The sequence below is a fragment of the Aeromonas sp. FL131 genome (genome assembly GCF_049860615.1).
Lineage (GTDB): Bacteria > Pseudomonadota > Gammaproteobacteria > Enterobacterales > Aeromonadaceae > Aeromonas > Aeromonas hydrophila.
This window is the reverse complement of the sequence record NZ_CP187595.1, coordinates 1,169,699-1,194,676: the sequence shown is the minus strand read 5'-3', so window position 1 is coordinate 1,194,676 and position 24,978 is coordinate 1,169,699. Positions and strand designations below refer to the sequence as shown.

Annotated in this window: 21 protein-coding genes and 1 pseudogene; 11 read left to right on the top strand and 11 right to left on the bottom strand. The window is 62.6% G+C overall.

Going from position 1 to position 24,978, the window contains the following annotated elements:
- Nucleotides 1-376: 376 nt before the first annotated feature.
- Nucleotides 377-1,279: a lysine exporter LysO family protein gene (locus tag ACPW75_RS05750; RefSeq protein WP_077096650.1), complete on the top strand. Its 903-nt coding sequence runs from the start codon at nucleotides 377-379 to the stop codon at nucleotides 1,277-1,279.
- A 112-nt stretch (nucleotides 1,280-1,391) separates the two neighbouring features.
- On the opposite strand, the gene iadA is transcribed toward ACPW75_RS05750, so the two are convergent.
- Nucleotides 1,392-2,522, bottom strand: coding sequence for a beta-aspartyl-peptidase (iadA, locus tag ACPW75_RS05745; RefSeq protein WP_077096627.1), 1,131 nt, complete (start codon nucleotides 2,520-2,522; stop codon nucleotides 1,392-1,394).
- A gap of 175 nt (nucleotides 2,523-2,697) precedes the next feature.
- Between iadA and ACPW75_RS05740 the strand changes: the two genes are divergently transcribed.
- Entirely contained in the window at nucleotides 2,698-3,318 is a 621-nt protein-coding gene (locus tag ACPW75_RS05740) for an ACP phosphodiesterase (RefSeq protein ID WP_077096626.1), read from the top strand.
- 36 nt (nucleotides 3,319-3,354) lie between these two features.
- Here the strand turns inward: ACPW75_RS05740 and ACPW75_RS05735 are convergent, their stop codons facing one another.
- From ACPW75_RS05735 to arsC, 3 genes are all read right to left on the bottom strand, one after another.
- Nucleotides 3,355-4,425 carry a linear amide C-N hydrolase gene (locus ACPW75_RS05735; RefSeq protein WP_077096625.1) on the bottom strand — a complete coding sequence of 357 codons (1,071 nt, stop codon included), beginning with the start codon at nucleotides 4,423-4,425 and terminating at the stop codon, nucleotides 3,355-3,357.
- A gap of 294 nt (nucleotides 4,426-4,719) precedes the next feature.
- Nucleotides 4,720-5,115 carry a DUF2069 domain-containing protein gene (locus tag ACPW75_RS05730; protein WP_077096624.1) on the bottom strand — a complete coding sequence of 132 codons (396 nt, stop codon included), beginning with the start codon at nucleotides 5,113-5,115 and terminating at the stop codon, nucleotides 4,720-4,722.
- Complete coding sequence (arsC, locus tag ACPW75_RS05725) at nucleotides 5,112-5,462, bottom strand: arsenate reductase (glutaredoxin) (protein ID WP_043121948.1); 351 nt, start codon at nucleotides 5,460-5,462, stop codon at nucleotides 5,112-5,114. Before arsC ends, ACPW75_RS05730 begins: the two co-directional genes overlap by 4 nt.
- A 60-nt stretch (nucleotides 5,463-5,522) precedes the next feature.
- On the opposite strand from arsC, the gene ACPW75_RS05720 reads away from it, so the two are divergent.
- On the top strand, nucleotides 5,523-6,005 hold the full coding sequence (locus ACPW75_RS05720) for a TlpA family protein disulfide reductase (protein WP_264098109.1): 483 nt from the start codon (nucleotides 5,523-5,525) through the stop codon (nucleotides 6,003-6,005).
- Between the two features lie 98 nt (nucleotides 6,006-6,103).
- On the opposite strand, the gene ACPW75_RS05715 is transcribed toward ACPW75_RS05720, so the two are convergent.
- Nucleotides 6,104-7,558, bottom strand: a complete 1,455-nt coding sequence (locus ACPW75_RS05715; protein ID WP_348981351.1) for a beta-barrel assembly-enhancing protease — start codon at nucleotides 7,556-7,558, stop codon at nucleotides 6,104-6,106.
- Nucleotides 7,559-7,686: 128 nt separating this feature from the next.
- Here ACPW75_RS05715 and ACPW75_RS05710 point away from each other — a divergent pair, with 128 nt between their 5' ends.
- The 3 genes from ACPW75_RS05710 to ACPW75_RS05700 are packed head-to-tail and all read left to right on the top strand — an operon-like array spanning nucleotide 7,687 to nucleotide 9,854.
- Entirely contained in the window at nucleotides 7,687-7,929 is a 243-nt protein-coding gene (locus ACPW75_RS05710) for a sulfurtransferase TusA family protein (RefSeq protein ID WP_011705565.1), read from the top strand.
- A 15-nt stretch (nucleotides 7,930-7,944) separates the two neighbouring features.
- Entirely contained in the window at nucleotides 7,945-9,012 is a 1,068-nt protein-coding gene (locus ACPW75_RS05705; RefSeq protein WP_077097981.1) for an AI-2E family transporter, read from the top strand.
- A gap of 35 nt (nucleotides 9,013-9,047) precedes the next feature.
- On the top strand, nucleotides 9,048-9,854 hold the full coding sequence (locus tag ACPW75_RS05700; RefSeq protein WP_077097979.1) for a MipA/OmpV family protein: 807 nt from the start codon (nucleotides 9,048-9,050) through the stop codon (nucleotides 9,852-9,854).
- A gap of 72 nt (nucleotides 9,855-9,926) precedes the next feature.
- Here ACPW75_RS05700 and ACPW75_RS05695 read toward each other — a convergent pair whose 3' ends face one another.
- Nucleotides 9,927-10,727 (bottom strand): alpha/beta fold hydrolase, encoded by an 801-nt coding sequence (locus ACPW75_RS05695; RefSeq protein ID WP_024943709.1) that lies wholly within the window; start codon nucleotides 10,725-10,727, stop codon nucleotides 9,927-9,929.
- A gap of 112 nt (nucleotides 10,728-10,839) precedes the next feature.
- On the opposite strand from ACPW75_RS05695, the gene ppk2 reads away from it, so the two are divergent.
- On the top strand, nucleotides 10,840-11,655 hold the full coding sequence (ppk2, locus tag ACPW75_RS05690) for a polyphosphate kinase 2 (protein ID WP_011705561.1): 816 nt from the start codon (nucleotides 10,840-10,842) through the stop codon (nucleotides 11,653-11,655).
- A gap of 115 nt (nucleotides 11,656-11,770) precedes the next feature.
- Here ppk2 and ACPW75_RS05685 read toward each other — a convergent pair whose 3' ends face one another.
- The 5 genes from ACPW75_RS05685 to yejK all read right to left on the bottom strand — a co-directional run bounded on the left by ACPW75_RS05685 (nucleotide 11,771) and on the right by yejK (nucleotide 18,234).
- Nucleotides 11,771-12,907, bottom strand: coding sequence for an ABC transporter ATP-binding protein (locus ACPW75_RS05685; RefSeq protein ID WP_011705560.1), 1,137 nt, complete (start codon nucleotides 12,905-12,907; stop codon nucleotides 11,771-11,773).
- A gap of 69 nt (nucleotides 12,908-12,976) precedes the next feature.
- Nucleotides 12,977-13,867, bottom strand: coding sequence for a maltose ABC transporter permease MalG (gene malG, locus ACPW75_RS05680; protein ID WP_005299600.1), 891 nt, complete (start codon nucleotides 13,865-13,867; stop codon nucleotides 12,977-12,979).
- Nucleotides 13,868-13,879: 12 nt separating this feature from the next.
- Entirely contained in the window at nucleotides 13,880-15,532 is a 1,653-nt protein-coding gene (gene malF / locus ACPW75_RS05675; protein ID WP_077097977.1) for a maltose ABC transporter permease MalF, read from the bottom strand.
- 75 nt (nucleotides 15,533-15,607) lie between these two features.
- Nucleotides 15,608-16,789, bottom strand: coding sequence for a maltose/maltodextrin ABC transporter substrate-binding protein MalE (gene malE, locus ACPW75_RS05670; protein WP_011705558.1), 1,182 nt, complete (start codon nucleotides 16,787-16,789; stop codon nucleotides 15,608-15,610).
- A gap of 395 nt (nucleotides 16,790-17,184) precedes the next feature.
- Nucleotides 17,185-18,234, bottom strand: coding sequence for a nucleoid-associated protein YejK (yejK, locus tag ACPW75_RS05665; RefSeq protein WP_016350315.1), 1,050 nt, complete (start codon nucleotides 18,232-18,234; stop codon nucleotides 17,185-17,187).
- Nucleotides 18,235-18,307: 73 nt separating this feature from the next.
- Here yejK and ACPW75_RS05660 point away from each other — a divergent pair, with 73 nt between their 5' ends.
- The 4 genes and pseudogenes from ACPW75_RS05660 to ACPW75_RS05645 all read left to right on the top strand — a co-directional run bounded on the left by ACPW75_RS05660 (nucleotide 18,308) and on the right by ACPW75_RS05645 (nucleotide 24,974).
- Nucleotides 18,308-18,535, top strand: coding sequence for a DUF1414 domain-containing protein (locus ACPW75_RS05660; RefSeq protein ID WP_011705556.1), 228 nt, complete (start codon nucleotides 18,308-18,310; stop codon nucleotides 18,533-18,535).
- Nucleotides 18,536-18,578: 43 nt separating this feature from the next.
- Nucleotides 18,579-20,429, top strand: a complete 1,851-nt coding sequence (locus ACPW75_RS05655; protein WP_077097975.1) for a DUF3413 domain-containing protein — start codon at nucleotides 18,579-18,581, stop codon at nucleotides 20,427-20,429.
- A 304-nt stretch (nucleotides 20,430-20,733) separates the two neighbouring features.
- Nucleotides 20,734-22,896, top strand: a complete 2,163-nt coding sequence (locus ACPW75_RS05650) for a TonB-dependent hemoglobin/transferrin/lactoferrin family receptor (protein ID WP_077098414.1) — start codon at nucleotides 20,734-20,736, stop codon at nucleotides 22,894-22,896.
- Nucleotides 22,896-24,974: pseudogene (locus ACPW75_RS05645) on the top strand (prolyl oligopeptidase family serine peptidase). Before ACPW75_RS05650 ends, ACPW75_RS05645 begins: the two are co-directional and overlap by 1 nt.
- The last annotated feature ends 4 nt before the right edge of the window (nucleotides 24,975-24,978 follow it).

The window sequence follows — 24,978 nt, the reverse complement described above, 5'->3', positions numbered from 1 at the left end:
TTTATTGGCCAAACAGGTATTTTTCAGCACTTTGTCTGCATAAAACGCTAATTCACCCTGCCTGACGACACCGCCTTTTTATACCCACAGCGCAAGGCTGGCAAGAAGATTCCTACGTTTTGGCCGCAAGCTATCCAGATTGACTTTATTCAACCATGCAGTACACGCATCCTGTTGAAAAATGGGCCTGTCAGACCCCATTCTGGCTGCACCAGAATGGGCCGGCGCCCCAACAGCGGGCCACATTTCGCACCAAAAACATAACATATTGATAAAAAAGCTCCGGATGGAGCAGGCAAACACACAAATATGTGACACAGGCCCAATAAGTGATGATAAGGTGTCATTTTTGTCAGTTTTTGTGATCGAGGCCCCGATGTTGCTCAATGTGTTGCTGATCCTGCTGCCGCTGGTAATCGGCTATCTGGTACCCCTCTCCTCTGCCCGTTTGATCAAGCTGGTCAATCAATCGCTGGGCAAGATGGTCTATCTCATTTTGTTCCTGATGGGGCTGGGGCTCGCCTACGTGGAGAACCTGGGCAGCAATCTGGCGGTGATCTTCAAGGTGGCCGGGGTGATGCTCGCCGCCATTACCCTGTGCAACCTGCTGGCCCTCTGGTGGCTGGACAGGCGCTCGCCCCCCACCCACGAGGCCAGCGACGGCCCGATGCCGAGCAAACTGCACCTGCTATGGGAGTCTCTGCAGCTCTGTTTCGTGGTGCTGGGCGGCGTCTTGCTGGGGCTGCTGGTCGACCTGCGCGCGCTGCCCATCGACAAATGGAGTGAGTGGGCACTGATGTTGTTGCTGTTTCTCATCGGGGTGCAGATGCGCAACTCCGGCATGCGGCTGCGCCAGATCCTGCTCAACCCCTGGGGCATGAAGATCGCCGCCACCGTCATCTTCAGCAGCTGGCTGGGCAGCCTGCTGGCCGCCCAGCTGCTCGGCATGCCGCTAACCCACGGCCTGGCCCTGAGTTCCAGCTTCGGCTGGTATTCGCTCTCCGGCATCCTGGTGGCCGACAAGCTGGGCCCGGTGCTGGGCTCCGCCGCCTTCATCAACGATCTGGGGCGCGAGCTCATCGCCATCCTGATCATTCCGATGCTGATGCGCCGCCACCCCTCCGCCGCCATCGGCTATGGCGGTGCCACCGCCCTCGACTTCACCCTGCCGGTCATCCAGAAATCCGGCGGCATCCAGGTGGTGCCGGTGGCCATCGTCTCCGGCTTTATCCTGAGCCTGCTCGGCCCTATCCTGATCCTGGGCTTCCTCGCCATCTGATTGCCCCTGAGCCACCCACCGCCAACAACGACAAGCCCGGCACTGCTGCCGGGCTTGTCGTTTAAAAGAGGGGGAACCGGGCGTGACAGCCCCCGCCGTCAACTAACGGCCTTCAGGTGCGCCAGCGGCCGCCGCTCATCACCCGCTCGATGGTAAGCGTATCGGGGTCGATCAGCAGCAGATCCGCATCCTGCCCCACCGCCAGCGTGCCCTTGGTCGCCAGCCCCAGCGCCCTGGCCGGATTGGCCGTCACCGCCGCCAGCGCCACCTCCAGCGCGACCCCCTTGCCGCAACTCTCCACCAGCGCCTGCCACAGACTGCCTATCTGACCGCAGCGCAGCTCGATGAGACGCCCCTCGCCATCGAAGCGCGGCAGGCTGGCGTTGGCGTCCGAGCTGAAGCTGATACGATCGGCGGGCACCCCGGCCGCCAGCAGCTCCACCAGGGCGTCGGCCGCCAGCCGCTCACCATCGTCCAGCAAGTCCGGGAAGCTCGAGGTGGTGAGATCGACCCAGCCGCCGGCCCGCCCCCACTCGATGGCCTCGGCAAACAGCCAGGGGTTGCGGTTGCAGTGAGTGGGATAGAGCTGGCGCAGCGGGATGTCAGTGCCATCGCGCAAAGCCCGCAGCGGCGCCAGCGCCCCGCGCCCGTCCCCCAGATGAAAGAAGCTGACCCCGCTCTTGCCGGCGAGCAGCCCGGCCACCCGCGCCTCGCTCACCAGCCGGGCCAGCTCGTCGTGGGTCGGCGCGCTGGATCTGTGATCGCTGATGGCCACCTCCCCCACCCCCAGTACCTCGGGAATGAGCATGATGTCGGACTCCACCGTGCCGGTGAGGGTCTTGACCGGCAGATGGTAGGAGCCGGTATACATGAAGGCGCTCACCCCGGCGGCGCGAAACTCGCGCACCTTGCCGAGCACCTGGGCCGGGCTGCGGGTCAGGCTGTCGGTACCGAGCGCCGCCACCAGGGTGGTGACCCCTGCGCTCAGCGCCTCCCTTGCCGCCAGCTCCGGGGTGCGAAAACCAAAGCCCCCCTCGCCACCACCGCCGGTGATGTGGGCCAGCGGATCCACCAGCCCGGGCACCAGATAGCGGCCGCGGCCATCCACCCGCGTCAGTGGCCAGTCGGCGGGGACTGACAAGCCCCGGCCGAGCCAGGCAATGCGGCCATCGGCCACCAGCAGATCCTGGCGGCCCAGCGCAGTCGGGCCATAGAGTTCGGCGCCCTCGATCAGGGTCAACATGTGCATGCTCCTCGTGATGATGATGGGCGCCACAAAGCGCCAGCCATGCTGCACTCTACCCAGCCGGCGGTCATGGTGGGAAGCACTTCCGCACGGCCAAGCGCCCGTTCCCGTAGGCAATGGCCGCCGGATCCGCTAGGCTCAGCGACAATCCCCCTGGCTGACGTCACCCTTCATGAACTATCTCGCTCACCTGCATCTGGCAGCCCATACCCACAGCTCCCTCACCGGCAACCTGCTGGGGGATTTCGTCAAGGGCGCCCTGCCAAGCGCGCTCGGCACCGAACTCGACGAGGGGATCTGGCTGCACCGCAAGATAGACGCCTTCACCGACAGTCACCCCGAACACAGGGCGGCAGTGGCCTGCTTCGAGGCCCCCTGGCGCCGCTTTGGCGGCATCCTGGTGGACATGCTCTACGATCATTGGCTCAGTCTGCACTGGCCGCAGTTTCATGACGAGGCCCTGCCCCGCTTCCTGCAGCAGAGTTACCGGCACCTGCTGGTGGATGCGGACCGCCTGCCGGATGGGTTGCCGCTGCCCCTCCGACGGATGGCGGAGCAGGACTGGATCGCCTCCTATCAGCACAAAGAGGGGCTGGCACAGGCCCTCAACGGCATCGGCCGCCGGCTGCGCCGCCCCCTGCCGCTCGGCGATGCGCTGCTCACCCTCAAGGAGGCGCAATGGCATGGGTGCGAGGCGGGCTTTCTGCGCTTCTATCCCCAGCTGATGAGTCACAGCGTGCAGCAGCTGGCCCACTATCGCGAGACTGGCGGCCACACTGGCTTGCGACCATAAAAAAGGCCCCGCGAGGGGCCTTCTACCAACTATTGATCAGGCCCCTGGCGTGGCGGGCAGGAAGGTGAACGCCTTGGCCGGCACAAACTTGTCCGCCGTTTCACCCGCATAGAGCTGACGCTCGGTCAGCGGGAGTTTCTTGACCGGGGCGCCCGCACTCAAGTCCAGCTGGTCCATGCTCACCCAGAAGGTGTTGGGCAGATGGGTCAGCTCGAAGAAGTAGCGGCGATGCTGTTGATCCGACACGCTGCGCCACAGGGTGGTGGAGATGTTGGGTTGATCCGGAGTGCTGATCCCCATGGGCACCGAGACGTTGCGCATCACGCTCATCACACCGGCCACGGCCTCATTGGCCTGATCCGTCTTGGGCAGGGTCTTGATATAAAAAGAGGCCCGAGCGAAACGATCCGCCGAACGGTTGGTGCCCGGCAGCATGGTGAGCCCGCCTATCTCCTCCCAGTACTCGTTGAGTGCCAGCTGCTTGTCGAACACGGGGGAGTTGGTCATCACCTGATAGCGGCGGTCGTGGTGGATCTGCAGCTTGCCATCCACGTACTGGAAAATGGCCGAATCGCCGCTGGCATCCGAGATGGAGAGGTGCAGCTGGCCCGGCTTGCCATCCGGCGTCAGGGTGGTCACTACATAGAACTCGTCCTTCGACAAGGCGGCGACCGCCTCGCTGACGGTGGCAAAATTGTCCAGCACATACTGGGCCCAGAGGGAGATGGAGAGCGTCTTGCGCGGATCCTTGTCACTCGGAGTCACATACTCGGACTCGGTCAGGTAAAGCAGGTTGGCCACCAGCCCCTTCTCGTTCATGCCATCGGCGGTACCCGCGTCAAACCCCGCGGCAACCAGGGAGCCATAGCGCGCATTCCACGTCATGGAGTGCGGCCCGGCCGCACCGCTCCGATCGATGCCACGCGGCAAGGCCCAGAGGTTGGTCGGCATGGCGGCGCGCCAGTCCATGGTGCGGCCGGTCACCACCAGACCGCCATCGCCCTGATAAACGGCGCGGGTGCAGGCATCGGCCAGCGAGCTGACCGACAGGGCCATGGTCAAGGCCAACAGGGTTTTCTGGAACAGGGGGCTGGATTGGCGTTTCATAGGATGCATCACTCAAGGCTGGTGAAAAGGACAGGCTAACGGCTGCCGCTGTATGGGAGCTTAATGAGGATAGTCAGCCGCCCGTCCCCCTCCCACCTCTCGGCGGCCAAGATGTGATCAGGTCGACATAGTGGCTGCAAGATCAGCGAGATACAGCGACATCTGCACTGCCAGCAAGCCCTTGGCCCACCCGCTGTTGCGTCGATTCCAGTCGTGTCATGCCTGGGCTGCGCATCCATAAAAAAACCGGACTCAAGGTCCGGTTTGCACAGAGCAGGCGCGCTGACGCGCGCCTCAGTGGTCTTGCGCCGAAAGCTCACCCTTCTTCTTGCGAATGCTCAGGCCCAGCTCACGGCCGCGCAGGCGGGCGTAATAGATGGTGCCGATGAAGGCGAGCACGGTGAACACCAGCTCCACCACCGCCAGCCACCGCTCCCCCTCATCCGTGGTGATCAGGGTCAGGGCGTGCAGGAAGTAGGGCATCAGCACGAAGTTGCCCCAGGCGTGGGTGTAGGGGTTGCCCTGCACGATCCCCTTGAGCGGGAACAGCAGCGGCACCGTCCAGATCACCGGCAGCAGCCAGGGGTTGAGGTCCGGGTGGGGCGAGAGCCACAGATGCCAGAGGCTGACCCAGCCCAGCAGGCCGAAGAAGCCGACCAGGGTCAGCAGGCGGGCGAAGCGGGTGCTCACTTGAGGATCTCCAGCACCTGCTCGGGCGGACGACCGATGCGGGCCTGGCCGTTCTTGATGACGATGGGCCGTTCGATGAGCTTGGGATACTGGTGCATGGCGCGAATGAGGTCATCGCCGCTCACCTCGCCAAGCCCCAGCTCCTTGTAGAGATCTTCCTTGGTGCGCATCAGCTGACGCGGATCACTGAACCCCAGCTGGCTCAGCAGGGTGCGGATCTCTGCCTCGCTCGGGGCCTGCTCCAGATAGAGCACCACATCCGGGGCGATCCCGTGCTGTTCCAGCAAGGCCAGGGTTTCACGGCTCTTGGAGCAGCGCGGATTGTGGTAGATTTGGGTCTCGCTCATGATAACTCCCTGATTAATCGCAAGATGGGACAAGAAACGGCGCTATTGTAGGGGAAACTGATGGTCAGGGTAAGCGCGAGAGTGCAGGAATTGAAACGAATTTGTTGGCTGATTGTGGCCGGCCTGCTGACGGCCTGCAGCCCGCCCCCCCAGTTCACCGACAGCCAGAACCAGCCGGTGGCTCTGGCCGACTTTGCCGGCAAGCCGCTGTTGGTCAATTACTTCGCCCCCTGGTGTGCCCCCTGCCTGCGGGAGATACCGCTGCTGGAGGCGCTGGCTCGGGAGGGGCAAACTGCCGTGGTGATGGTCAACTATGACCCAGCCACCCCGGCCGAGCTCGCCAAACTGGCCGGGCAGTACCGCATCAAGGTGCCGCTGTTCATCGCCCGGCAGGAGGCGAGCCTCCCCTTCCCCCGCCCCGCCGGGCTGCCCACCAGCTATCTGCTCGATGGCGAGGGCAAGCTCCAGCAGACCCTGGTGGGCGAGCTCACCCCAGCGCGACTCGAGGCCATCAGGGCATCCGTCAAAGCGGTTGGCCACTGACGCCAAAGCCTCTGGCGTTCCCGCCATTCTCTTCGTCATCATAAAACGACAAGGGCGCCCCTGGGGCGCCCTTGTTGTGAGTGAGAGCCGCTGGCCCGTCAGCCCTTGAGACTGTCGAGATCCTTCTTGGCCCGCTCCAGCTCGGTGATGCGCGCCTCCAGCCTGGCCAGGGTCAACTTGTCGTTGGTGGTGCCGCGCGCCACGATCAGCTCGTCGATGGCGGCCTGGTAGTCACCGCGCAGGGAGAGCATCTCGGCCCGTGCCATGTGCAGATCGGTCATCCTGCCCGCCTTGCGATAGGCATCGGAGAGCAGGCTCCAGGCCAGGTTGTTCTCTTCGTGCTCGCGGGCATAGGGGTCGAGAATGGCGATGGACTTCTTGTAGTTGCCCCCTTCCAGATAGGCGTTGCCGAGGTTCACCACCACCACCTCGTTGTCCGGCATGCGGGTGCGGAACTTCTCGAGCCGGGCGATGGCCTGGGCGCTGCGCCCCTTGGCCAAGTCGATGTCGGTGAGGGCATCCACCACGAACAGATCTTCGGGGTGGCGGGTCGCCAGCTCCTGCATCAGGGCATCGGCCTCGTCGGTGCGCTTGAGCTGCAGCAGCGCCAGCGCCTTGCCGTAGGTGGCCGCATCCTTGAGCGGGTAGTCCCCCTTCTGCAGGCGGTTGTCAAAATAGGTGAGCAGGGCCTGCGGGCTCTCGGTGCCAAAACGCACCTGGATGCGCACCTTGGCCAGCCAGAAGTCGAGACTCGGCGGCAGATCCCGGCGACCATAGCTGCCCGCCCGGGCGCGCGCCTCGCTGATCCGGGTCTCCGGCAGCGGGTGCGTCAGCAGCATCTCAGGCGGCTTGCTGGCGTAGCGATACTCGGCCGCCAGCTTCTGGAAGAAGTTGGCCATGCCCATGGGATCGAAGCCGGCATCGTAGAGGGTCTTCATGCCGATCCGGTCCGCTTCGTATTCGTTGTCGCGGGTGTAGTTGATGGCCGACTGCATGGAGAGGCCGAGCGTGGTCTGCAGCGCGGCGATACCTGCGGTGGGGTTGATCACCGCCAGCGCGATGGAGCCCACCAGCCCGGCCAGGGTCATGGCGGAGCTGCTCGCCTGCGCCTCCATGTAGCGGGCGATGTGGCGCTGGGTCACGTGGGTGATTTCGTGGGCCAGTACCGAGGCGAGCTCGCTCTCGCTGTCGGCATAGAGAAACAGGCCGGTGTGCACCTTGACCCGCCCGCCGAGGAAGGCTGCCGCGTTGATGCTGGGGTCGTTGATGAGGAAGAAGGTGAACGGGAAACGCACGCCGTCGGCGTTGGAGAGCAGCCGCTGGCCCAGATCGTCGATGTACTGGCTCAAGACGGGATCATCGATGATCGGCAAGCCGGCCCGGGCAAAGCGCATGAAGGCGTTGCCGTAGCGCACCTCCTGCTCGATGGGCAGAGCGGCCACCCCGGCGGTGCCGATGTCGGGAAGCTGGTTGTTGGCCTGGGCATGGAAAGTGGCACCCATCAGGGAAGCCAGCAGGGGGAGCGATGCCATCAGGGGGGAAAAGCGTGCCACGTTATCTCTATCTCCAATCAGACCCTACCGGGACACCGGCAGAATACCCTTGCCCATCAAGGGCTACAAGCGTTGTTTCGCGCTCTCATCACGGCCATAATAGCCGCCTCACGCGCGATGGAGCCTCCATGGAATACCTCGACCTGACCCCCTGGCGCTGCCCCGAGCCGCTGATCCGGCTCAAGCTCTGGCTGCGTCAGGCCAACGCCGGTCAATCCCTGTCCATCCGGCTGGCCGATGCCGGCTCCCGGCAGGACATTCCCGCCTATCTGCAACGCCAGGGTCATGCCTTCACGCTGCAGGAGGCGCCAGACAATACCCTCTCTTTGCAGTTGGTGGTCGGGGCCCAGCACCACGGCAAGCCCCAGTAACCTAAGGATGTCGCCATGTTAGAAGTCATCAAGCGCTGGTATCAGACCCGTTTCTCCGATCCCGATGCCGTCACCCTGTTCCTGCTGCTGGTGGCCTGTTTCGCCGTGCTCTGGCTGTTCGGTGATCTCTTGGCGCCGCTGCTGGTGGCACTGGTGATGGCCTACCTGCTGGAGTGGCCGGTAAGCCGGCTGCAGCGGGCCGGGCTCTCCCGTACCCTGGCCACCAGCCTCATCCTGCTGCTGTTCATCGCCCTCACCGCCATGGCGTTCCTCGGGCTCATCCCGACCCTGGCGAGCCAGGGGCTGAACCTCGCCAAGGAGTCCCCGGCCATGCTCTCCCATGCCCAGGACTATGTGCGCACCCTGCCGGAGCAGTACCCCGAGCTCATCAACGTCACCCTGGTGGAGACCATCATCGACAACATCCGCCAGCGCATCCTGACCGGGGGCGAGCAGCTGGTGAGCGCCTCGCTCAGCTCCCTCATCAACGTGGTGGCCATCCTCATCTACGCCATCCTGGTGCCGCTGATGGTCTTCTTCATGCTCAAGGACAAGCAGATCCTGATGGGCGGACTACGCCGCTTCCTGCCGCGCAACCGCACCCTGGTCAACCGGGTCTGGGTGGAGATGAACGAGCAGATCCTCAACTACATCCGTGGCAAGGTCATCGAGATCCTGATCGTCGGGGTGATCAGCTATGTGGCCTTCGCCATGCTGGGGCTGCGCTACTCGGTGCTGCTGGCGGTGGCGGTCGGCTTCTCGGTGCTGATCCCCTACATAGGGGCTGCCGCGGTGACGGTACCGGTGGCCATGGTGGCCCTGTTCCAGTGGGGACTGACGCCGGAGTTCACCTGGCTGATGGTGGTCTACACCGTGATTCAGGTGCTCACCGGCAACGTGCTGGAGCCCATCCTCTTCTCCGAGGCGCTCAACCTCCATCCGGTGGCCATCATCATTGCCGTGCTGGTATTCGGCGGCCTGTGGGGATTCTGGGGGGTCTTCTTCGCCATTCCCCTCGCCACCCTGGTCAAAGCGGTGCTCAACGCCTGGCCCAAGCGCGAAGAGCTGCCCGCAGTGAAATAACCAACTACCCATGCAATCGTGACAACGGAGTGTCCATGACCTTTTTGCATCAAATCAGAGCAGCAGGGCTGACGGCCCTGCTGCTCGCGGCCGCCATGCCCGCCCGTGCCGATATCAACCTTGGCGCCATGGATCTGCTCACCAGCGACAGTCCCACCAGCCCGGTGCCACAAGGCTTTGTCGCCGGTGCGGCGCTCATCGGGGGACAAGCCCGCTATGAGGCGCAGGATAATGCCACCTGCGCCATCCCGGGCTTTATCTACTTCGGCAAGCAGTTCATGTTTCTCGGCGATCGGGCGCGTTACTACTTCCACAAGGATGAACATGTCGCCCTGTATGGCTATGGCCGGGTGCGTTTTGGCAATCTGGATCCCGAGGATTCGCCCGCCTTCACCGGCATGGCACAGCGCAAATGGCAGCTGGAAGGCGGGATCGGTGGAAACATCATCACTCCCTACGCCCTGCTGACCGTGCGGGCCAACAGCGACATCACCGGCCGCAGCAAGGGTCAGGAGCTACTGCTGTGGGCCGACTTCCCCATCCAGCGCGACAACCTGCTGATCATGCCGGGGATGGGGGTGATGCTGCGCAGCGACAAGATGGCCAACTACTACTTCGGCGGCATCTCCGAAAGCGAGGCCACCGCCCAGCGCCCGGCCTGGGATACGGGGTCAACCCTCTCCCCCATGGCGGCGCTCATCACCAGCTATCGCTTCAGCCCCAACTGGATTGGCATGTTTGCCATGAACTACGAATTGTATGATCGGGATATTAAAAACAGCCCCATCGTCCAGCACGATGGCGAACTCTATGCAGGATTTGCCCTCGGCTATATCTGGTAACTGTAATTCGCCGTGAGATACGAACAAACAAAAGGGAGCCCTCGGCTCCCTTTTTCACGACCATCGTCAGGCTTACAGCGCAGCCAGAAACGCGCCGAGCTGATCATTGACGAAGGCGGGGTTCTCCAGCGAGGCGATGTGGCCGGCCGCCGGCACCTCCTTGAACGGGCAACCCAGCACCTCGGCCATCAGATAGCCTTCCAGCACAGGCCGCGCCTTGTCCTGACTGCCGGTCATCACCAGCGCAGGAACGCTGATCGCTTCCAGCCACTCGATGCGATCCTCGCGGGTAACGAAGCTGCGGCCCACCGCCACCATGGCGGCTACCTTGTCGGCCGGCCAGGCGGCGAGGCGCGCCTTGAAACCGCTCATCAGGTCGGCATCCGGCTGGTCGGCAAAGAACAGCGGCGCCACCTGCTCGACGATGGGGGCCGGGATGGTGCCGAGCTGCTCGATCATCGCCAGCATGCCGAGGTAGCGCTCGCAGGTGATCTGCGGCTCGAGACCGACGAAGCTGTCCATCAGCACCAGGCCCTTGAGGCGCGCGGGAGCCATGCGTGCCAGCTCGACACCCCACATGCCGCCGATGGAGAGACCCACCAGCACGAACTCATCGATGCCGAGCGCATCGAGCAGCGCCAGATGATCGCGTGCCAGGGTTGCCAGGGTGCAGGCCCCCTCGGGCAGCGCGTCGGAATCGCCGTGGCCCCACAGCTCGGGCACGATGCAGCGATACTGCCCCTTGAGGGCCTCGATTTGCGGCGCCCACATGGCGCTGTCCCACAGGTAGCTGTGACCAAACAACAGTACCGGGCCCTGCCCCTCGTCCAGATAGGCCATCTGGCGGCCCGCGATCTCCATAAATTGCTTCATGTTTTCTCCTGTTTCTGGTGCCGACTATTAACGGGGCGGCAGTGTAGCACGACCCTCTTGGCAGTGACGCCTGCCTGGTGCAATCTGGAAAAGTGTCAATAAGGAGAAGAACATGCCGAAGGACAAGAGCAAGAAACGCCCACGCCTGGACAAGAAGACCTACGAGCACCACCTGGCCCATCTGCAGGAGGAGCTGGTCAAGCTGCAGGAGTGGGTCAAGCAGGAGGGGCTCAAAGTAGTGGTGCTGTTCGAGGGGCGCGACGCCGCCGGCAAGGGGGGCGTCATCAAGGCGATCACCGAGCCCCTCAACCCCCGGGTCTGCCGGGTCACGGCGCTGCCTGCCCCCTCGGATCGCGAGCGCTCCCAGTGGTACTTTCAGCGCTATGTGGCACACCTGCCCGCCGCCGGCGAGATGGTGCTGTTCGACCGCTCCTGGTACAACCGGGCCGGGGTCGAGCGAGTGATGGGCTTTTGCAGCGACAACGAGTATCGCGAGTTTCTGCGCGCCTGCCCCGAGTTCGAGCGGATGCTGATCCGCGCCGGCATCACGGTGATCAAATACTGGTTCTCGGTCAGCGACGAGGAGCAGGAGAAACGGTTCAAGGAGCGGATCAACACCCCCATCAAGCGCTGGAAGTTCAGCCCGATGGACCTGCAGTCCCGCTCGCGCTGGGTGGAGTACTCCCGCGCCAAGGACGACATGTTCACCTACACCGACACCGAAGATTGCCCCTGGTTCGTGGTGGAGGCGGACGACAAGCGCCGCGCCCGCCTCAACTGCATCTCCCACCTGCTGGGCAAGGTGCCCTATGAGGCGATCCACTACGAGCCTATCACCCTGCCCCCCATCAACACCGAGGGTTACGAGCGCCCGCCGCTGGCCAACCAGCACTTCGTGCCCGACATTACCGCCGCACTCGAGGGCTGAGCCCTGCCACCTCACCTGCCGTTCTCGCCAAACGGCAGGCAATAAAAAGCCGGTCTTGCGACCGGCAAAAAGGCATTGAATCTAAAGAAAGGAAAACCTCGGCAGCCGCCCCTGGTCAGGTGCGGATGTATTTGGCCGTGCGCGGGAAGGCTTGCTCCTTGGCATCGAACAGGTAGCAGGCTTCGGCCGGAATGCCGACGCTGTACTGCTGACCGGTGGCCACATCCACGTCTGAGCTGGCCTTGACGGTGAAGTCGTGCCCTGCCACGTCCATGTAGACGAAGGATTCGGCCCCCAGGTGTTCAGCCACCTGCACCACCCCGCTCACCTTGCTGTCGGCATGGGGGTGATCCAGCGGCACCAGGTGCTCGGGACGAATGCCCAGCTCCACCTTGTCGCCGACCGCGCCGCTGCGGGCATCGACCCGGGCACGCACGGTATCGCCGGTGGTCAGCTTGACCACGCACTCCTGCTCGCCAATCTCCACCAGCTCGCCGGCCAGGAAGTTCATCTTGGGCGAACCGATGAAACCGGCCACGAACTTGTTGTCCGGGTTGTGGTAGAGCTCGAGCGGGGTGCCGAACTGCTCCAGGTTGGTGGTCGCCTCGCCCTTGAGCGGGCTCAGCACCACGATGCGGTTGGCCAGCGTCATGGCCTCCACCTGGTCGTGGGTCACGTAGATGATGGTGGAGTTGAGCTCCTTGTGCAGCTTGGCGATCTCGATGCGCATCTTGACCCGCAGGGCGGCATCCAGGTTGGACAGAGGTTCGTCAAACAGGAACACCTGCGGCTGCTGGACGATGGAGCGACCGATGGCGACCCGCTGGCGCTGACCGCCGGAGAGCGCCTTGGGCTTGCGGTCCAGCAGCGGCTCGAGACCCAGGATCTCGGCGGCGCGCATCACCCGCTTGTGGATGTTCTCCTTGTCCATCTTCTTGAGCTTGAGACCAAAGGCCATGTTCTCGTAGATGTTCATGTGCGGATAGAGGGCGTAGGACTGGAACACCATGCCCACGTTGCGTTCTACCGGCGGCACGTCGTTCATGTAACGACCGCCGATGGTCAGCTCGCCGCTGGTGATGTCTTCCAGACCCGCGATCATCCGCAGCAAGGTGGACTTGCCGCAACCGGACGGACCGACGAAGACGATGAACTCCCCTTCCTTGATGGCCAGGTTGATATTGCGCAGGGTGTCCTTGTGAACAGCCGGGTCGTAATTTTTGCGAACGTTGTTGAGTACTACTTCAGCCATGTCGAGCTCCGCTCTTGAATCTTTGCAAATCGTGATGGCGGGGGGAGTCGGCTCCCCCGGCCATGAACCTTAACCTTTCACGCCGCCGGCAGTGAGACCACCTACCAACCAGCGCTGTGCGAGCAGGAAGACAACCGTGATGGGGAAGCCCGACAGCACGGCCGCCGCGGCAAAGTCGCCCCACAGGTAGTTCTGCGGATAGAGGTACTGCTGAGCCCCGACCGCCAGGGTCAGATTGTTCACATCCTGCAGCAGGATGGAGGCCATAGGCACCTCAGTAATGGAACCGATGAAGGCCAGGATGAACACCACCGCCAGGATGGGCACCGACAGGGGCAACAGGATCAGGCGGAATGCCTGCCACGGAGTGGCACCGTCGATGGCCGCCGCTTCCTCCAGGGAGGAGTCGATGGTCTCGAAGTAGCCCTTTATGGTCCAGACGTGCAGGGCGATGCCGCCCATGTAGGCCAGGATCAGGCCGCCGTGGGTGTTGAGACCCAGCCAGGGGATGTAGTCACCAATCTTGTTGAAGAGCGCATAGATGGCCACCAGTGCCAGCACCGCCGGGAACATCTGGAAAATCAGCATGCCCTGCAGGATGGTGGACTTGCCACGAAAACGCAGGCGGGCAAAGGCGTAGGCACAGGTGGTGGAGAGCACCACGATCATCAGGGCGGTGATGCCCGCGATCTTGATGGAGTTCCACAACCAGGTCAGCACCGGGAACGGCGGCGGCGTGATGCTGCCGTCGGCGTTGGTGATGGACATGCCCAGCGCCAGCTTCCAGTGATCCAGAGTCGGGTTGGAGGGGATGATCTCCCCTACCGCGAAGTTGCCGTTTCTAAACGAGATGGCGATGACCATGATCAGCGGGAAGATGATCAGTGCCAGGAAGCCCCACATCACCAGGTGGGTTGCCCACACCCGGTATTTGACTGATTTGGGTTGTACGATTGCCATGTTGAAGCCTCCTTACAGTTGCTTGTCGGCTTTGGACAATTTCAGGTTGAGCAAGGCCAGCGCACCTACGATGAGGAAGATGGCGGTGGCGATGGCACTAGCCAGACCGTAGTCCTGACCACCCGAGCCCTGGAACGCGATCCGGTAGGTGTAGCTCACCAGCAAGTCGGTGGTACCGGCCGGGGTGCTGGCGCCTATGATGTCCGGCGCGCCGTTGGTCAACAACTGGATGAGCACGAAGTTGTTGAAGTTGAACGCGAACGAGGCAATCAACAGCGGCGTCAGCGGCTTCATCAAGAGCGGCACGGTGATCTTGAAGAAGTTCTGCACCGGACCGGCACCGTCCATGGCGGACGCTTCATAGAGATCTTCCGGAATGGCTTTGAGCAGGCCCATGCAGAGGATCATCATGTAGGGGTAGCCAAGCCAGGTGTTGACGATGAGGATCATCACCTTGGCCAGGAAGGGGTTGGTATACCAGTCCGGCTTGATGCCGAACGCCGCTTCCAGGAACAGGTTGATCTCACCGAAGTTCTGGTTGAACAAGCCCTTGAACACCAGGATGGAGATGAACGCCGGGATGGCATAGGGCAGGATCAGCATGACCCGGTAGAAGCCGCGCCCCTTGAGGGACTCCCACTGCACCAGACAGGCCAGCACCATGCCGATGGCCAGGGTGAAGCCCACCGAACAGGCGGAGAAGATCACGGTCCAGACGAAGATCTGCAGGAACGGAGCCTGGATACCCGGATCGGTGACGATGCGGGCGAAGTTCTTCCAGCCCACGCTCACCACGAAGCCTGGCGCCACGCTCTTGCCGACAAACTGGCCCTGCTCGTCGATGTATTGATAGAAGCCGGTGTCGCCGTTGGGCAGCATCAGCTCGCCGCTCTGGTTGTCACGCAGCAGGTTGCTGTCTTTGATCACCACCCCGGACTTGAGCACGGCACCGTCCAGCAGACGGGTGTACTGCTGCTTCTGGGCGGCGAACTTGCGCAGGCTGCTCAGGGTCAGGTGGGTTCCGCCATCCGGCAGCACCAGATCGAGTGCGCTCAGGTGGGTGCGATGGTCGACGATGGCCCGGATGGGTGCCACCTTGTCCACGGCCTCCCCTTCCAGGGGTTGCAGCTGAACAGCCTGCACCGGTTCATGGACTCTGCCCTCGCGGACAGCCAGTTCACGGGCCTTGTTGCTCATCAGGGTAACGGGTTGACTGATAAAGGATTGGTCGTCCTGTTTCAGCAGCAGCTGAAACTGATTGTTCTCACCACCCAAGAGGGTGAAATCGAATTCACCGCCCGCCACCTTGTAGGTTTTTTTCAGATGGTAATCTCGCGCCTGCTCGATGGAGAGCAGGTTGGATCCCGAATAGTTGGTGAAGGCGATGCCGATCGTGTAGGCAAGAGGGAAGATGATAAAAACAACCATGCCGGCCACACCGGGGAAGATATAGCGGTGGGCATAGGTCTTCTTGTTCATGAAGACATACAGACCGACGGAGACCACCACCAGATCCAGCAGAGCGAATACCCACTCACCGCTGGCGTACATCATCACGGCTGCATAACCGTTGAGGATGGCTACCAGAGCAGCAATGGTCCACTTAAGCCAGGTGTGCTTATCCTTCGGACCGGCATAGGATTCAATAGAAGGTACTACTTCCATGCCAATTAACCTTTATAACGCCAAGAGAGATTTGAGAGAGTGGGAGGCCATTGCGGCCTCCCGGGTAGTGCGTGCTTACTGAACGATACGCTTGGCAGCGGTATCCAGGGCTTCGTCAACGCTCTGACGGCCGGAGGTTACGTTCTTGAGGGCAGTTTCGAAGGAGGACCAGAAACGGCTCATCTCAGGCACGGACGGCATCGGCTCGCCATTCTGGGCGTTCTGCATGGTTGCCTTGATGTGCGGATCGGATTCCAGGGTCTTCTGGAAGGACTTCAGCGCCACGGCGCCCAGCGGCTTGTCGGCGTTGACCGGTGCCAGACCGGCGTCGGTCAGCAGGTAGTTCTCGAGGAACTCGATGGCCAGATCCTTGTTCGGGCTGGCGGCGTTGATGGTGGCACCCAGCACGCCAACGAAGGCCTTGGCCGGTTTACCCTTCAGGGTCGGCAGCGGCGCTACGCCGTACTTGATGCCGCTCTTGTCCAGGTTGCTCCAGGCCCAGGGACCGTTGATCATCATGGCCACTTCGCCCTTGTTGAACTTGGCGTCCATCACACCGTAGTCGATGCCTTTTTCCAGGTGACCGGACTTGATCATCTCGGAGATGTAGCCGACACCGGCCTTGGCACCCGCGTTGGCCACGCCGGTGTCTTTCACGTCATACCCGGTAGCGGTTTTCTTGAAAGCATAACCACCGTTGGCAGCCACCAGCGGGTAGCTGAAATAAGGGGTATCATAGGCCCACATGATGGCGCGCTTGCCGTTCTTCTTCAGAGTCTCGTCAATCTTGGCGATCTCTTCGAAGGTCTTCGGCGGCTCCGGCAGCAGATCCTTGTTGTAAATCAGGCTGACCGCTTCCACGGCAACCGGGTAGCCGTAGGTCTTGCCATCGACGGTCATGGCATCCCAGGCGAACTGTTCAAACTTGGCTTTGGTGGCTGCATTCGGGGTCACGGGGACCAGCAGACCGGCCTTGACCCACTCACCGTAACGGTCGTGAGCCCAGAAGAAGATGTCCGGACCGTTGCCAGTGGCAGCGGCTTGCTGGAATTTCACTTCCACCTGATCAGGGTGCGCAACCGTCACCTTGATGCCGGTTTCGGCTTCAAACTTCTTACCTACTTCGGCCAGACCATTGTATCCCTTGTCACCGTTAATCCAGATGGTCAGTTGACCTTCGTCAATGGCGGCAGTGGCAGAGCAAGCCACGCCCAGAGTAGCCAGACCGATCAGGGATGACAGCAATTTCTTTTTCATGAGCCTTTCCTTGTATTAGTTCCGCGCTGTAAGAGCATTGTGTGCGAGATGAATATTATCCCAAGCCGTTACCGCCTCACATGACGCAACTCGCATTTTTGAAACGCAATTACGTATTTTCTTCCAGAAAGTTCTGAAAACATTTTCTTATTTCAGGGGGTTATCGCCATTTATTGGCATATTTATCGCCAAATTAAGAAATTAAATTACCAAAGAGAAATAAAAAAACATGAATGAAAGGGTTTTCACCTCACTGAAAACCCTTTCACGGGGATTATTCTGTTTAATTTGTTAACAAAGCACCGAGTTGGTTTCGCTGCTGCCTACCCCGTTAAATAAAAAGACACCGCAGCGAAGTGCGGTGTCTTTTTGCCAAAACTGGAAAGCAGATCACATTACGACTGGCGCAGCAGCTGATCCTTGAGGTTGGGCGGGACCCCCTTGATGGTCAGGGTATCGGTCTGGGGATCGTAGAACACCCGGCTGTTGAGCAGCTTCTGCTCGAAGCTCAAAGTCAGGCCGCCACCGGAGCCGACGAACTTGGTCAAGCCGCGCAGGGTCGAACGGTCGGCCGGGAAGCGATCTTCCAGCTCGTACTCCTGACCGATGAAGCTGTAAAAATCGAGATCGCCATCGCCCGGCAATTCCGCCGACAGCTCCTTGATCTCGATCTCTTCACCGGCGCTGGCCTGCTCGGTGCAATATTTGAAGACCTGCTTCTTGTAGTCGTTGCGCTCGGCCGGCTCGAGCTGGCGGCTGTCGCAATAATCGTCCACCGCCTGCAGCAGCCCCTTATTCTGGATCTTGGCATCCATCCCCTCGCGGGCACCCAGCAGATCCATGAAAAAGTCACCCAGCTTGCGACCAACCCGGCCCTTGCTGAAGGTGATATAACGGCGCGAATCCGGCTGGGTTTTCCATTCGGTCAGATCGATGCGGGCTACCAGGTTCAATTTGCCGATATCCAGATACTGGATGTGACGCAGCTCCAGCGCCTCGCTGACGGTGACGCTCTCCTTGCCCTCCAGCAGGGCGATCATCAGATAATCCACCCCCACGTAGTTGTATTTGGCAAACAGCAGCACCCCCTGCTCGTCGAGGGCGTGCTCCACCAGCTGCTTGACCAGCAGTTGGGTCATCTCGACCGAGAAGGGGACGAAGTCGGTCTGTTCGCCGAGCAGCCGTTCGAGGGCGATGCGAAAGAGCGGAGAAGGCTGTTTGGGGGCGCTCTCCCCCTCCGCCAGCTCGGCGACGGCGGCCTCGGGGTCGGCAAAGAAGCCAAAACCCTTGCCCCCCTTGCCGTTGTAAATGCGATGCAGCTCCGCCATCAGCCCCTGTACCGCCTCATCGGCAGGCAGGAGCTGGCTGCGGGTGTCGGCGTGAGGTTGACCATCGCCGCCCTGGCGCAGGGAGTGAAGAATGATCTTGTCGATATCGAGACTCATGTCACAAAGCCATAGTGTTAGCCGAAAGGGTGAAGTATTATAAGGCGCTTTGAACCGAGATGAACCCAAGATTATGCCCATCGTATCAAAGTACAATAACGAGCAGTTTGACGCCCTGATGAACGACCTGATCACCGCCCTGGAGAAGCACAAGGCGCCGGTGGATCTGAGTCTGATGGTGCTCGGCAACCTGACCACCAATATCATCAATGGCATGGCCCCGGCCCAGCGTCAGGCGATCACCGAAAAATACATCCAGGCGCTCACCGCCTCGGTGGATCATCGCCACGATGCTCACTGAGTCTCTTCGCATTCTTTGATGTTTTTCAAGCAGATGGATCACTATGGTCGAAACCGGCAACCCCTATCGTGATAATGTTTCTCGCCTGATCACCTGGGGGCATTGGTTCTCCTTCTTCAACATCATTCTGGCCATGCTGATTGCCACCCGCTACCTGGGGGCGATCAGCTGGCCGTCGACCACGCTCGGCGTGACCTATCTCATCATCAGCTGGATCGGTCACTTCTCGTTTCTGAGCTTTGTCACCTATCTGTTGACGATCTTCCCCCTGAGTTTCGTGCTGCCCAAAGAGAAGCCGCTGCGCTTCATCTCGGCCATCATCGCCACCCTGGCGCTGGTGCTGCTGCTCATCGACACCCAGGTGTTCCAGCTGTTCAAGTTCCACCTCAACGGCCAGGTGTGGCAGTTGCTGCTGGATCAGGCCCAGACCGAGGAGGGCTCGATCTGGAGCATCATCTTCGTGGCGGTGCCCACCATCTTCCTGGTGCAGCTGCTGTTGTCGGCCTATGTCTGGCGCAAGATCAACAAGCGCAAGCGCCGTCAGTACGGCAATCAGGTGGGGCTGGCCCTGCTGGTCTGCTTCATCCTGACCCACGTGGTCAACAGCTGGGCCGATGCCACCCTGTATCAGCCCATCACCATGCAGCGCGCCAACTTCCCGCTCTCCTACCCGATGACCGCCAAGAGCTTCCTCGCCAAGCACGGCTGGCTGGATCTGGATCAGTACGAGAAGAAGGCCGAGTCACAGGATGGTGACAATGCGAGCCGCTTGCGCTACCCGCTGCGTCCGCTCAGCGTCAACGCTCCGCTGACCCACAAGAACCTGCTGATCGTGGTGGTCGACTCCCTGCGGGCCGACATGCTCAACAACATCAACATGCCCAATCTGCAGCGCTATGCGGATCAGCACCTCAACTTTGCCAACCACATGAGCGGTGGCAACGATGATGTGATGGGGATGTTCAGCCTGTTCTACGGCCTGCCGGGTCACTACTACGACGACATTCGCAACGACAAGACGCCGCCGGTGCTGTTCGACGAGATGCTGCGCCAGGACTACCAGTTCGGCCTGTTCGGCGCGCTGGAAGATGCCCAGAAGTACCGCCAGAGCATTCTCTCCGGCCTGCGCAAGCAGGTGTTCGTCTCCGAGCAGACCGATGACACCCAGCTCATCGGCGACTGGCAGCAGTGGCTCGCCAAGCGCTCGCCAGACCGGCCCTGGTTCTCGCTGGTCTATCTGTCGAGCCCAGGTGACTACCAGCTGCCGGCCAACGTGAAGGGGCCCTTCCAGCCGGAGCTCACCAAGTTCAACCCGGCCACCGCCTATCAGGCCGAAAACCTGGTGAAGCTGGAGAACCGCTACAAGAATGCGGTCTTCTATACCGACCAGTTGCTGGAACAGATGCTGGCCCAGCTGCAACAGCAGGGGCTCAGTGAGCAAACCATCGTCGTGGTCACCGCCAACCATGGTCAGGAGTTCAACGAGACCCAGAACAACAGCTGGGGCTATGGCACCAACTACTCACCCTATCAGGTGCAGGTGCCGTTCGTGCTGGCCTGGCCGGGCAACGATACCCTGCCGACGAGCCCGGTGAGCAGCCACCTGGATCTGGTACCGACCCTGATGCAGAGCATGCTGGGAGTGCGCAATGCGCCACGGGACTACAGCATCGGCCGCAACCTGTTCGACACCAGCCCGCGCAACTGGCTGCTGGCGGGGGATCAGCGCGACTTTGCCATCTATCAGGGCAACACCATCACCCACTTCAACAAGCAGGGTGACTTCGAGCTGCTGGAGCGAGATAGCTACCGTCCCATCAAGCACGGCACCCCCGACATGGGCGTCATGATCCAGGTGATGAACGAGCTGAACCGCTTCTATCGCGCCCCCTGATAGCCGCCTCATGCCCCTTGAAAACCCGCTCCTGCAGCGGGTTTTTTATTGCCGCTATCACCTTGGCATGAGCTGCCAAGCCTTCGGCCAACACCTTGCCCCCCCCCCGTTTCATCCCCCGTCTGCCCGCCCAGTTCCCTGCGGGCGCAAACGTTGGCCCGCGTTGCTACTGATGCCTTCATCAAAAAATGCAGTCTGATCAGGGTCATAAAAACAAAATGATAATGATTATCAGTCATTGATCTGACTGGACCTCTCTGCAATAATCCGCGGCCTTCAGGCTCAAATAATAACTATTCTCAACATGAAAACACTGCTTCACTACTGGCCCATGCTGCTGTCCGGTACAGCGCTGGCCGCCGGCGATCCCGCCGGCATAGATACCTCCGGCACCACCCCGCCCAAGGCGCGCGAGACCATAGTGGTCAAGGGTCAGCGGGTCGAACAGAAACTGTCCGACATCTCCGGCTCCATCACCGTCATCACCGAAGAGGATCTGGAACGCCAGATCGCCACCGAGCTCACCGACGTGTTCAAGAACGAACCCGGCGTCTCGGTGACCGGCTCGGCGGGCCGGCCGCAAAACATCAGCATCCGCGGCATCGGCGGCAACCGGGTGCTGATCATCAAGGACGGAGTCAGAGTCAGCGATGGCTTCGGCGCCGACGACCTCAACGACAAGGTGGGCCGTTTCAGCTTCGATCTCGATGACGTCAAGCAGATCGAAGTGGCCAAGGGGGCCGGCTCCGCCCTGCACGGCTCGGACGCCATCGGCGGCACCGTGGTCATCACCACCAAGCAGCCGGAAGATTACCTGCAGGGGCAGGATGCCTACCTCAGCAGCAAGGTGCTGCACGATGGCAGCAGCGACAAGCAGAAACTGAGCGCCACCGGCGCCGCCCGCTGGGGCGAGAGCGCCCACCTGCTGCGCCTCTCCGGCTGGCAGGGGCACGAGACCGCCAACTACGATCAGAGCCGTATCCCGGCGGATCTCGATGGCCTCAGCGCCTCCACCAGCTCCAGCCTGACCCTCAATGAGCAGCATCTGCTGCGCCTCGAGCTCGACTACTTCGAAGACAACGCCAAGCGGGATCAGGGGCCGCGCGAAATTCCCCAGCCCGACGGCAAGTGGCAGGTGCGCCAGTATCGCGAGAACGGCACCCAGCGCTCCCAGGGCGGTAAGCTGAGCTGGGAGGCGCAGGATCTCGGCCACCCGCTGGCCGACCGCTTTACCTGGAACCTGCACGGCAACTACGCCAAGAACACCGCCAACAAGCGCAGCCTGCTGCAAAATGACGAGCTGAGCGGCTACCCCCGCTATCGCAGCGAGCGGGAGCTGGCCACCTTCACCGAACAGCTGATCGGCAGCGAGCTGGATATCCGCCGCGATCTGGTCACCGGTGCCATCGAGCACAAGCTGAGCTACGGCATCGAGCTGGCGCGCACCCGGCACGAGCGACCGGTGGAGAAGCTGATGCTGGAAGCCGGCATTCCCCAGCCCACCCAGTCCGCCCCCTTCAGCAGCGCCCGCACCGATCGGGCCGGCATCTGGCTGGGAGACGTGGCGACCCTGGGCCAGTGGCAGTTCACCCCGACCCTGCGCATGGATCAGCAGTGGCTGAGCCCGCAGGATGGCCGGGGCGAGAGCAACCACAGCTGGCATATCTCGCCGAGCCTGGCCACCAGCTACCGCTTCAACGAGCAGTGGCGCAGCTGGCTGAGCTACGCCAACGGCTTCAGCGCCCCCTCCTACGACAAGGTGTACGGCAACATCCCCCACTACTTTGCCCTGCCGCCGTTCGAGATCATCGCCAACCCTAACCTCAAGGAGGAGACCAGCCACAGCTTCGAGTGGGGGGTGAGCGGCGAAGGAGATGAGTGGAGCATCAAGCCGGCCCTGTTCTACAACCGCTACTACAACTTCGTCGACTGGCGTCAGGTGGGCTTTCGTCTGAGCGACGGGGTCATGCTGCGTCAATACCGCAACGTCGCCAAGTCCGAAACCTGGGGCGCCGAGATCGCCACCAGCTACTGGCTGACCCAGCAGTGGGAGCTGGCCACCAAGCTGGGCTGGGTCGACGGCAAGACCAGCCAGGGCGAATCGCCGCGCAACCTCACTCCGCTCGAGGGCAACACCCGCCTCAGCTATCAGGCCAACGACTGGAGCCTGGGGCTGCAGGCCGACTACGCCGCCGCCATGAGCCGGGTGCCCAGCTGTGGCAACAGCCTGACCCAGCAGCAGGGCGAGTGCCTGAAAACCGCCGGCTGGCTCAGCTTCGCCCTGACCGCCGACTGGCAGATCACCGACGCCCTCAAGGCCAACCTCAAGCTCGACAACCTGCTCGACACCCGCTACACCCGCTATCAGGATGTCGCCGGGCTGGAAGCGGGCACGGATGCGGGCCTCTACACCCAGACGGGCCGCTCCCTGAGCGCCAGCCTGCGCTACACCTTCGTGGGGCTCTGATGCACGCACTCCTGATGCTGGCCAGCCTGCTGGCCAATCCGGCGCCTGCCCAGCCTGTCGCCCTTGCACCTGCCGATACCCAGAGCCAGGCCGCCGCTACCTCGGCGCCGCTCGTGGCCCCGCTGATTCCTCACCGCCCACTGCCGATGCAGGGGGAGCGGGCCCGGCTCGATCCCTATGGCGGCTGGCGCGACGACAGCCGTCAGGATCCCTCCCTGCTGGCCCTGCTGGGCGAGCAGAACCGCTGGACCGAGCAGCAGCTCGCCGCTCAGCGGCCGCTGGAGCAGGCCCTGCAGGCCGAGTGGCAGGCACAAGCGCGCGGTGAACCCATGCCGCAAGAGTAGCTGAGCGAGGCGGGCAGCCAGTGGCGGATGGAAGCCGACGGCAGCCTGTGGCAGCGCAGCGACGAGCAGGCTGAGCCCCGCCAACGGCTGGCAGCCCGCCAGCCGGCCAGCGGCTACTACGAGCTCGCCAGCTGGGCCCTGCACCCGAACGGGCGCTGGCTGGCCCTGGCCGAAGACCTGCAGGGCGATCGGGATTACCGCATCACCCTGCTCGACCTGGCCGACGGCAAGCCCCTGGCCACCCTGACGCACCGGGCCAGCGATCTGCTCTGGAGCCTGGACGGCAAGACCCTCTACACCATCGCCAACGAACCTCGCACCCTGCGCCCCTGGCAGCTGTGGGCCTGGCGCGATGGCAAGGAGCAGCAAATCCACCAGGAAGCGGACCCCGCCTGGCTGCTCAGCCTCTATCGCACCACGGATCGGCGCCACCTGCTGCTGCAGAGCAACAACCACGACAGTGCCGAGCAGTACCTGCTGGACGCGGGTACACCGGCTCTGCTCAAGGCCCGTCAGGCCGGCCTCGAGTACTACCTGGATACCCAAGGGGAGCGGGTGCTGCTCAAGAGCAACCGGGACGGTGCCCTCGGCCTCTATCAGGTGGCCGACCTGAGCCAGGTGGCCAAGGGAGAGTGGCAACTGCTCTGGTCTGGCGAAGAGAGGAGTCTCGAGAAGTGGCGCCTGTTTGCCGACTACACGGTGCTGCAGTATCGCCATCACGGGGATGACTGGCTCGACGTGCTGGATGGCCGCGGCCGGCTCAGCCATCGCCTGCTGCTGACCGAGGGGGCCGGCACGGCCTGGATCCAGGGCGCCCACGACCCCGCCAGCGGGCAGCTCCTGATCCGCCGCCAGGGCATGGCCGAGCCGCCGCACCAGCGCCAGCTCGATCTCGCCAGCGGCCGCTGGCTGCCGGACCCCCGGGCCGCCCTCCCCTCCCCCTACCAGAGCGAGCGGCGCTGGGTGGTGGGCAAGGATGGCGTCAAGGTGCCGGTCTCCCTGGTGTGGCGCAAGGACATCCACACCCCCAAGGCACTGCTGCTCTACGGCTATGGTGCCTACGGTACCCCCATGCGCCCCTACTACCAGCCCCAGGTGCTGAGTCTGCTGGATCGCGGCTTCGTCTACGCAATCGCCCACGTGCGCGGCGGCGGCATGCTGGGGGATGCGTGGTATCTGGCCGGACGCGGTCGCCACAAGCAGCACAGCGTGGACGACTTCCTGACCGTGGCCGCTGCGCTGGCCCGGGATCCCGCCATCGACCCCGCCCGGCTGTTCGCCATGGGCGGCAGCGCCGGCGGCCTGCTGGTGGCGGCGGCCCTCAACCAGGCGCCGACCCGCTTCGCCGGGGCCGTGTTGCAGGTGCCCTTCGTCGATCTCATCGGCACCATGAGCGATCCCGAACTGCCGCTCACCCGCCAGGAGTACGCCGAGTGGGGCAACCCGGCCATTGCCGCCGATTACGCCGCCATGCGCCGTCTGAGCCCTTACGACAACCTGCATGCGGCCCCCTACCCCCCCGTCTATGTGACGGCCGGGCTGCACGACAGTCAGGTGCCCTACTGGGAGCCACTCAAGTGGGTGGCCCGCCTGCGGGAACACAGCACGGGGCCGGGCCCCTATCTGCTCAGCACGGCCCTCGACGGCGGCCACCGCATAAGCCCGGGCAACGCGCGCCAGCAGGCGGCCCGCGAGTACGCCTTCCTGCTCACCCTGGCGGGCGCCCGCCGGTGATCCC

Excerpts from the sequence above, each read along its gene's own strand:
- ACPW75_RS05750 (WP_077096650.1), top strand. The coding sequence starts at position 377 with ATGTTGCTCAATGTGTTGCTGATCCTGCTGCCGCTGGTAATCGGCTAT.
- iadA (WP_077096627.1), bottom strand. The coding sequence starts at position 2,522 with ATGTTGACCCTGATCGAGGGCGCCGAACTCTATGGCCCGACTGCGCTG.
- ACPW75_RS05740 (WP_077096626.1), top strand. The coding sequence starts at position 2,698 with ATGAACTATCTCGCTCACCTGCATCTGGCAGCCCATACCCACAGCTCC.
- ACPW75_RS05735 (WP_077096625.1), bottom strand. The coding sequence starts at position 4,425 with ATGAAACGCCAATCCAGCCCCCTGTTCCAGAAAACCCTGTTGGCCTTG.
- arsC (WP_043121948.1), bottom strand. The coding sequence starts at position 5,462 with ATGAGCGAGACCCAAATCTACCACAATCCGCGCTGCTCCAAGAGCCGT.
- ACPW75_RS05720 (WP_264098109.1), top strand. The coding sequence starts at position 5,523 with ATGGTCAGGGTAAGCGCGAGAGTGCAGGAATTGAAACGAATTTGTTGG.
- ACPW75_RS05710 (WP_011705565.1), top strand. The coding sequence starts at position 7,687 with ATGGAATACCTCGACCTGACCCCCTGGCGCTGCCCCGAGCCGCTGATC.
- ACPW75_RS05705 (WP_077097981.1), top strand. The coding sequence starts at position 7,945 with ATGTTAGAAGTCATCAAGCGCTGGTATCAGACCCGTTTCTCCGATCCC.
- ACPW75_RS05700 (WP_077097979.1), top strand. The coding sequence starts at position 9,048 with ATGACCTTTTTGCATCAAATCAGAGCAGCAGGGCTGACGGCCCTGCTG.
- ACPW75_RS05695 (WP_024943709.1), bottom strand. The coding sequence starts at position 10,727 with ATGAAGCAATTTATGGAGATCGCGGGCCGCCAGATGGCCTATCTGGAC.
- ppk2 (WP_011705561.1), top strand. The coding sequence starts at position 10,840 with ATGCCGAAGGACAAGAGCAAGAAACGCCCACGCCTGGACAAGAAGACC.
- ACPW75_RS05685 (WP_011705560.1), bottom strand. The coding sequence starts at position 12,907 with ATGGCTGAAGTAGTACTCAACAACGTTCGCAAAAATTACGACCCGGCT.
- malG (WP_005299600.1), bottom strand. The coding sequence starts at position 13,867 with ATGGCAATCGTACAACCCAAATCAGTCAAATACCGGGTGTGGGCAACC.
- malF (WP_077097977.1), bottom strand. The coding sequence starts at position 15,532 with ATGGAAGTAGTACCTTCTATTGAATCCTATGCCGGTCCGAAGGATAAG.
- malE (WP_011705558.1), bottom strand. The coding sequence starts at position 16,789 with ATGAAAAAGAAATTGCTGTCATCCCTGATCGGTCTGGCTACTCTGGGC.
- yejK (WP_016350315.1), bottom strand. The coding sequence starts at position 18,234 with ATGAGTCTCGATATCGACAAGATCATTCTTCACTCCCTGCGCCAGGGC.
- ACPW75_RS05660 (WP_011705556.1), top strand. The coding sequence starts at position 18,308 with ATGCCCATCGTATCAAAGTACAATAACGAGCAGTTTGACGCCCTGATG.
- ACPW75_RS05655 (WP_077097975.1), top strand. The coding sequence starts at position 18,579 with ATGGTCGAAACCGGCAACCCCTATCGTGATAATGTTTCTCGCCTGATC.
- ACPW75_RS05650 (WP_077098414.1), top strand. The coding sequence starts at position 20,734 with ATGAAAACACTGCTTCACTACTGGCCCATGCTGCTGTCCGGTACAGCG.